Source organism: Rahnella sp. P4_A8, from assembly GCF_056402435.1.
Window position 1 is genome coordinate 1 of record NZ_JBFUHK010000108.1, and the last position, 6415, is coordinate 6415.

Sequence of the window (6415 nt, forward strand, 5' to 3'; positions counted from 1 at the left end):
GGTAAACGGTAATCGTCCTTTCGACCTTAAAGTAAAAAACACTGACTTCTTTAAGCGTGTTTTACAGGAAGGTTCTCTGGGCCTCGGTGAAAGTTATATGGACGGTTGGTGGGAATGCGACCGTCTGGATATCTTTTTCCAGCGCGTTATTCGTGCCGGTTTGGAAAGTAAACTCCCCCACCATTTTAAAGATACTTTACGTGTCGCCGCAGCACGCCTGACCAATCTGCAATCCCGCAAACGGGCGTGGATTGTTGGCAAAGAGCATTATGATCTGGGCAACGATTTATTTACTCTGATGCTCGACCCGTACATGCAATATTCCTGCGGCTACTGGAAAGAGGCCACTACGCTTGAAGAAGCACAGGAAGCAAAACTCAAAATGATCTGTGACAAGCTGCAATTAAAACCGGGACAGCGCTTGCTGGATATCGGTTGCGGCTGGGGTGGATTATCAGAGTTTGCGGCAAGAAATTATGGCGTGAGCGTTGTGGGTGTCACGATTTCTGCTGAACAACAAAAACTGGCTCAAAAACGCTGTGAAGGGCTGGATGTCACAATCCTGCTGCAGGATTACCGTGACCTTAATGATCAGTTTGACCGCATTGTTTCTGTCGGGATGTTTGAGCATGTGGGTCCGAAGAATTATCAGACCTATTTTAATGTCGCCAAACGCAATATCAAACCTGACGGCATTTTCCTGCTGCACACCATCGGTTCTAATAAAACAGACCTTAATGTCGATCCGTGGATTGATAAATACATCTTCCCCAACGGTTGCCTGCCGTCTGTTCAACAAATTGCACAAACCAGTGAGTCATTATTTGTAATGGAAGACTGGCATAATATCGGCGCTGATTATGACCGCACGCTGATGGCGTGGAATGAACGCTTCCAGAAACACTGGCCGGAACTGGCGGAAAAATACGGTGAACGTTTCCACCGCATGTTCACCTACTACCTGAATGCCTGCGCCGGTGCTTTCCGCGCCCGGGACATTCAGTTGTGGCAAGTCGTCTTTAGCCCGCAAGGCGTTGATGGCGGAATGCGCGTACCACGCTGATGGTTGTATGCGTTAGCTAATAAAAAACCGGACACTGAATGTCCGGTTTTTTTATGTCAATAAAGGGTCTGAGATAACTTATTCGGCTTTATCGATCATCGCCTGTGCCGTAGCGATCGCCGCTTCACGACTGGCTAATACGCGTTCGACCGTATCGACAATCGCCTGAGTTTGCGGATCGATTTCGATATTAATTTTGTCGCCCAGACGTTTCGTGCCCAGCGTTGTGCGTTGCAAGGTTTCCGGAATTAAATGTACACAGAAACGGGTGCGGGTCACTTCACCGATGGTGAGACTAATACCGTCGATCCCGATATAACCTTTATGTAATACATATTTCATCAAATCTTCATGCGGCATACGGAACCAGATCTGACGGTTATTTTCTGACGTCAGGATTTTTGCCACTTCCGCCGTACAAATAATATGACCAGACATTAAATGTCCGCCAATTTCATCATTAAAACGCGCTGCACGTTCCAGATTAACTGAGTCGCCCTCTTTCAGTTCGCCCAGATTTGTCAGGCGCAGGGTTTCTTTCATCAGATCAAAACTCACCAGGTCACCGTTCACTTCAGTCACCGTCAGGCAGCAACCGTTGTGTGATACCGATGCGCCGAGTTGCAGGTTATCCAGCATATCTTCAGGTAAACGAACAACATGGGTACGGAAATTGGGTTTCTCGTCGATCGATACGACCGTGCCGGTTCCCTGTACAATTCCGGTAAACATAGCCTTTTCCTCAATGTTTGAATCTGTTGTATTAAAACGTCACTCCGTTCAGTTTGCCGCAGAATTAATTGAAAGCCAAATCTCTGCAAGAAGAAATAGCACCGTCTGCTTCAATTCCATTATTTAACCAGCTATTAACAGCTTTGTTTGCTTAAAAATACCGACAATGTACAATCTTCGGACTATTTCTCTCTGTTTAATGCCATCTGTTGTGGCGTTTTTTATTCAATATAATCAAGAAAAAAGGTGTATCTGTGCAGAAGTACCTTGCAGAAGCGCGGGTTTTGTTAGCGCTTGCCATCCCGGTCATCCTTGCGCAAATAGCCCAGACATCCATGGGCGTTGTGGACACAATAATGGCGGGGTCGGTCAGTGCCACGGACATGGCTGCCGTCGCTGTCGGCACCTCAATCTGGTTGCCGGCGATTTTATTCGGACACGGTTTACTCTTGTCACTGACACCAACCATCGCGCATTTAAATGGAGCCGGGCGTCGCGATAAAATTGGTCATCAGGTTCAGCAAGGATTCTGGCTGGCGTCGGGGGTGTCGGTGCTGATCATCGCGGTGCTGTCACAGTGCGACCATATTCTTAGCCTGATGCATAATATTGATCCCGAACTGAAAGCAAAAGCCGTCGGCTATCTGCATGCCATTATGTGGGGCGCTCCGGGCTATTTATTCTTCCAGGTGCTGCGTGACCAGTGTGAAGGTTTGTCAAAAACCAAGCCAGGCATGGTGTTCGGCTTTATCGGTCTGCTGGTGAACATTCCCGTGAATTACATTTTTATTTACGGCAAGTTCGGTGCGCCCGCGCTCGGTGGCGTCGGCTGTGGTGTCGCCACGGGGACCGTATATTGGGTCATGTTCTTCATCATGCGGATTTACGTACGTCGCAATCGTGCCCTGCGCGATACTCAGCCGCATTCGCGGTTTGCGAAACCCGACTGGCCGACATTGCGACGTCTGATCCAGCTCGGTATGCCAATCGCACTGGCATTATTTTTCGAAGTGACACTGTTTGCGATCGTTGCCCTGCTCGTCTCCCCACTTGGGATCGTGGCTGTCGCCAGTCACCAGATTGCGCTCAACGTCGGTTCCCTGATGTTCGTCATCCCGCTGTCTTTAGGTGTCGCCGCCACGATTCGTGTGGGTTCGCGGCTGGGGGAATCGTCGGTTGAAGGCGCGAAGATTGCGGCTTATACCAGTATAGGAACGGGAATTATGATGGCCTGTTGCACCAGTCTGACGGCCATCATTTTCCGCGAGCACATTGCCTCCCTTTATAATGACAGCCCGGAAGTCGTCACTCTGGCTTCCCATCTTCTGATCTTTGCTGCGCTGTTTCAGATTTCAGATGCGATTCAGGTTATCGGTAGCGGCATTTTGCGGGGTTATAAAGACACACGTTCCATCTTCTATATTACGTTTGTCGCTTACTGGGTGCTGGGCCTGCCGGTAGGGTACGCTCTCGGACTGACCGATATTCTGGTTCCGCAGATGGGCCCCAGCGGTTTCTGGTGCGGATTTATTCTGGGGCTGACCTTCGCAGCGCTGATGATGACATTGCGGATGCGCTGGTTACAGAAGCAACCGTCTTACACCATTTTGCAAAAAGCGGGCCGTTAATCCCCCCGGCTTCATCCGCGTGCTGTGAATATCTGTTCCGGCGCGCGGATTTTTCAGCTATTGCGCTGGCTGTTATGTCTAAAAAAACAACGCAATGCACATAAGCTCGGCAGTCACGCACAATATGACAGGAAAATGTCTTTTTTCCCTTGCCAGTATTCAGAGAGGTCGTTAATATTCGTCCCCGTCGCCAACACTGGCTGATGAAAAAGAAAAACGATGCGTCCGTAGCTCAGTTGGTTAGAGCACCACCTTGACATGGTGGGGGTCGGTGGTTCGAGTCCACTCGGACGCACCATCTTTCTTAGCAGTACCGTTGCATATTGTGCGTCCGTAGCTCAGTTGGTTAGAGCACCACCTTGACATGGTGGGGGTCGGTGGTTCGAGTCCACTCGGACGCACCAAAGCAACTTCCTGAACTCTCCCTTGTGCATCAAACTCCCTGGAACGACCTGAACCTCTCTGCTGGCTTTTATTTTCCCTGATAAATTTACGTTAAGTCATCCGTTTGTATTTTTTAAGATTATTTCCCGTATGTATCATTTTTGACACTTGCGTGAACAAACCGTTATCACTTCTGCTTTCACCCCTGCCCGCATTGGGTAATTTCAAAACAACGTTCCGAAATCTGCCMTAAGCTTGCGCCGCATCACGTTTTTTATTTGGTTTCCCAACCTGTTCCCCTCTATAATACGCATCGTCTCTTCGATTGAATGGTTTCAGCCCCTTGATCTGTCGATATCGCACTTACAAAAGCATCACCACTCCAGTAGCGATGATAAATCGCACAAATCGCTATGCTTTGGCTGAACTTACTACACCATTCCTTTCACAGTCTTCTACGCTTAGTAATGATTTGCTTCAATCAGGCACCACCTCAATTCCGCGCGGGCAGCGATGCTGTCAGGCAAACACTTTTCCAATCCATCACAACTTGTAGATAAAATCGTCATGAAAAAGACCAAAATTGTTTGTACCATCGGACCGAAAACTGAATCCGAAGAAATGCTGACCAAGCTGCTTGATGCAGGCATGAACGTTATGCGTCTGAACTTCTCTCACGGTGATTATGAAGAGCACGGTCAGCGCATTCAAAATATCCGCAACGTGATGGCGAAGACCGGTCACAAAGCGGCAATTCTGCTGGACACCAAAGGTCCTGAAATCCGCACCATGAAACTGGAAGGCGGCAAAGACGCTTCTCTGGTTGCGGGTCAGACTTACACTTTCACCACGGATCAAAGCGTTATCGGTAACACCGAACGTGTTGCGGTTACCTATCAGGGTTTTGCTGCTGACTTGAAAATCGGCAACACCATTCTGGTCGATGACGGCCTGATTGGTATGGAAGTGACCAACGTCACCGAAACCGACGTGACCTGTAAAGTGCTGAACAACGGCGACCTGGGCGAAAACAAAGGCGTTAACCTGCCAGGTGTTTCTATCGCACTGCCAGCGCTGGCTGAAAAAGACAAACGTGACCTGATCTTCGGTTGCGAGCAAGGCGTTGACTTCGTCGCGGCTTCTTTCATCCGTAAACGTTCTGACGTTCTGGAAATCCGCGAACACCTGAAAGCACACGGTGGCGAACACATCCAGATCATCTCCAAAATCGAAAACCAGGAAGGCCTGAACAACTTCGACGAAATCCTCGAAGCGTCAGACGGCATCATGGTTGCCCGTGGTGACCTGGGTGTTGAAATCCCGGTTGAAGAAGTTATCTTCGCGCAGAAGATGATGATTGAGAAATGTAACCGTGCACGCAAAGTGGTTATTACCGCTACGCAAATGCTCGATTCCATGATCAAAAACCCACGCCCTACCCGTGCAGAAGCTGGCGACGTAGCTAACGCCATCATCGACGGTACCGACGCAGTGATGCTGTCTGGTGAAAGTGCGAAAGGTAAATACCCGCTGGAAGCTGTAACAATCATGGCTACCATCTGTGACCGTACTGACCGCGTAATGCAAAGCCGTATTGATGGCCAGAACGAAAATCGCAAGCTGCGTATCACAGAAGCGGTTTGTCGTGGTGCTGTTGAAACTGCAGAGAAACTGGACGCGCCACTGATCGTCGTTGCCACCAGCGGCGGTAAATCAGCAAAAGCCGTGCGTAAATACTTCCCGCATGCGACTATCCTTGCCCTGACCACTAATGAAATCACCGCACGTCAGTTGATCCTGACCAAAGGTGTGGTGACGCAACTGGTGAAAGAGATTGCTTCTACTGACGACTTCTACCGTATCGGTAAAGAAGCGGCGATTGAAAGCGGTCTGGCACAGAAAGGTGATATCGTAGTGATGGTTTCTGGCGCACTGGTACAGAGCGGTACAACCAATACTTCATCGGTGCATGTTGTTTAATTAAAAACGTGACCAAGAGCATTAATGAACGCCGCGAAATGTGGCGTTTATTTATTCAAAAAGTATCTTCTTTCATAAAAAGTGCTAAATGCAGTAGCTGCAAAATTGGGATAAGTCCCATGGAATACGGCTGTTTTCGCTGCAATTTTTAACTTTTTCGTAAAAAAAGATGTTTCTTTGAGCGAACGATCAAAATATAGCGTCTACCGGCAAAAAATTATTCTCATTAGAAAATAGTTTGTGTAATACTTGTAACGCTACATGGAGATTAACTTAATCTAGAGGGTTTTATAATGAATCGCACTAAACTGGTACTGGGCGCTGTAATCCTGGCTTCAACTATGCTGGCTGGTTGTTCAAGCAATGCTAAAATCGACCAACTGTCTTCAGACGTTTCTACTCTGAACTCTAAAGTTGACCAACTGAGCAACGACGTGAACGCAATCCGTTCTGACGTTCAAGCAGCTAAAGACGATGCAGCTCGCGCTAACCAACGTCTGGATAACCAAGCTCACGCTTACAAGAAGTAATATTTACTTCTCTAGTTCAATGGCGCACTCAGTGCGCCATTTTTTTTACCTGCAATTTCATTATGTTTTTTTCTCCCTCGCCTTCAGGTCTTTGAATC

The 6415-nt window shown here is 48.3% G+C and carries 5 protein-coding genes and 2 tRNA genes; 6 read left to right on the forward strand and 1 reads right to left on the reverse strand.

Annotated elements, in window-relative coordinates; genetic code table 11:
- The coding region (gene cfa / locus AC1DUO_RS22900; protein ID WP_477988898.1) for a cyclopropane fatty acyl phospholipid synthase at positions 1-1063 on the forward strand (1063 nt) is incomplete at its 5' end.
- Between the two features lie 78 nt (positions 1064-1141).
- Here the strand turns inward: cfa and AC1DUO_RS22905 are convergent.
- Complete coding sequence (locus tag AC1DUO_RS22905; RefSeq protein WP_013576090.1) at positions 1142-1795, reverse strand: riboflavin synthase; 654 nt, start codon at positions 1793-1795, stop codon at positions 1142-1144.
- A gap of 254 nt (positions 1796-2049) precedes the next feature.
- Between AC1DUO_RS22905 and AC1DUO_RS22910 the strand changes: the two genes are divergently transcribed.
- The 5 genes from AC1DUO_RS22910 to AC1DUO_RS22930 all read left to right on the forward strand — a co-directional run bounded on the left by AC1DUO_RS22910 (position 2050) and on the right by AC1DUO_RS22930 (position 6317).
- The gene (locus AC1DUO_RS22910; RefSeq protein WP_013576091.1) at positions 2050-3423 is read left to right on the forward strand and encodes an MATE family efflux transporter; all 1374 of its coding nucleotides are present in this window, start codon (positions 2050-2052) and stop codon (positions 3421-3423) included.
- A 221-nt stretch (positions 3424-3644) separates the two neighbouring features.
- Positions 3645-3721: transfer RNA gene (locus AC1DUO_RS22915), tRNA-Val, on the forward strand.
- A 29-nt stretch (positions 3722-3750) separates the two neighbouring features.
- Positions 3751-3827: transfer RNA gene (locus AC1DUO_RS22920), tRNA-Val, on the forward strand.
- 547 nt (positions 3828-4374) lie between these two features.
- The gene (pykF, locus tag AC1DUO_RS22925) at positions 4375-5787 is read left to right on the forward strand and encodes a pyruvate kinase PykF (protein ID WP_037035301.1); all 1413 of its coding nucleotides are present in this window, start codon (positions 4375-4377) and stop codon (positions 5785-5787) included.
- A gap of 293 nt (positions 5788-6080) precedes the next feature.
- A complete protein-coding gene (locus AC1DUO_RS22930) occupies positions 6081-6317 on the forward strand; it encodes a major outer membrane lipoprotein (protein ID WP_013576093.1) in 237 nt (78 codons plus the stop codon).
- The last annotated feature ends 98 nt before the right edge of the window (positions 6318-6415 follow it).